Here is a 1,523-nt window from a genome sequence, read left to right on the forward strand (position 1 = left end):
CGAGGGCTATCTCAGGGATATTTTTAAAAGGGGAATGGGAGAAGAGGAACGGGGTTATTTGCATGGCCGCGCAAATAACCCGTTATTATTATTTCTTTTTGGCGCCCCTTTTCTTGGGTTTGCCATATTTCAGCATCATCTTTTCTTTGTGGCTTACCTTTTTGTTGGTCTTCATATTTTTAGCCAGCTTCTGGTGAAATGCAGGGCCTGCATCATCCCGTTTGGGCGCTTTCACGAGCGTATTCCGCATGTGGATCTTCGGTTTCTCATCTTCCGTTAATACTTCCGAGATGGTAAGATCCTCTGGCAGCGGCATTTCAGGGATGGTATAATTCATCAGCCGCTCAATTGCTTCGAGAGACGTTGTTTCTGCATCTTTGGTAAACAAAATGGCAATGCCTTTTTTATCTGCCCTGCCGGTTCTCCCGATACGGTGGATATAGTTTTCAGGTACTTCCGGTGTATCAAAATTGATCACATGCGTTACCTCGGCAATATCGAGCCCCCGGGCAATGATATCTGTGGCAATGAGGAAACGGTATTCTCCCTGCTGGAACTTGCGGACGGTATTGAAACGGTGGTTTTGCTCCTTGTTGGAATGAATGATGCCTACCTGGCCGGGAAATTCTTTCTCCAGTTGTTCATGGAGATCATCCGCCAGTTGTTTGGTAGCGGCAAAGATGAGGGTTTTGGTCATGCTTTTATCGTCTGTGATCAGCATTTCCAACAGGTTCACTTTTGTATAAAAGTTAGGCACCCTGTATACTACCTGGTCAATGTTTTCCAGCGGGGTACCGGTAGGCGCCGCTTCTATTCTTACCGGGTTATTAAAATGTGTTTCAATTATTTTCTCCACATCTTCGGTAATGGTGGCAGAAAACATCAGGTTCTGCCTTTTCGGCGGCAACAGGTCCATGATGTTCCTCAACTGGGTACGGAAACCCAGGTTCAGCATTTCATCCACTTCATCAATAATAAGGCGTTTTACCAGCTTCACTTTCAGGGCCCCGCTGAGGATCACGTCGTACAGCCGGCCGGGGGTAGCCACCAGGATATCCAGTTTGTCCTGCACAGCTTCCATCTGCGGGTTCATGTTCACGCCGCCATAAATACCCAGCACCGATACATTCATATAGGTGGTAAGCTTTTTAACGGCTTCCACCACCTGTACTACCAGTTCGCGGGTAGGCACAATAATGAGTACGGTAGGATATTTCTCTTTTGAAAATTTAAACTGCCGCAGGGTGGGCAACAGGTAAGCAAATGTTTTACCTGTACCGGTTTGCGCAATACCGCATACATCCTGGCCGGACATGATCACGGAAAATGCGCGTTGTTGTATAGTGGTAGGTTGTTTATAACCCAGTTCGTCTATCGCGTTTAATAAGGGAGTATTGAGGTTTAAGTCACCAAAAGTCATGATACTGCTATATATGAACGGCAAAGGTAAAGAATTACCGTTTAAGGATTTGTCCTTTGTAAGGCTTATTTCTATACATTAGCACAAAAAAAGCTATGAAAAA

At 45.5% G+C, this 1,523-nt stretch carries 1 protein-coding gene; it reads right to left on the minus strand.

Annotation, left to right across the window (positions count from 1 at the left end; genetic code table 11):
• Positions 1-88: 88 nt before the first annotated feature.
• Entirely contained in the window at positions 89-1,420 is a 1,332-nt protein-coding gene (locus VN105_RS24685) for a DEAD/DEAH box helicase (protein ID WP_325645258.1), read from the minus strand.
• Positions 1,421-1,523: the final 103 nt, after the last annotated feature.

The sequence above is a fragment of the Chitinophaga sp. genome (assembly GCF_035564935.1).
Classification (GTDB): Bacteria; Bacteroidota; Bacteroidia; order Chitinophagales; family Chitinophagaceae; genus Chitinophaga.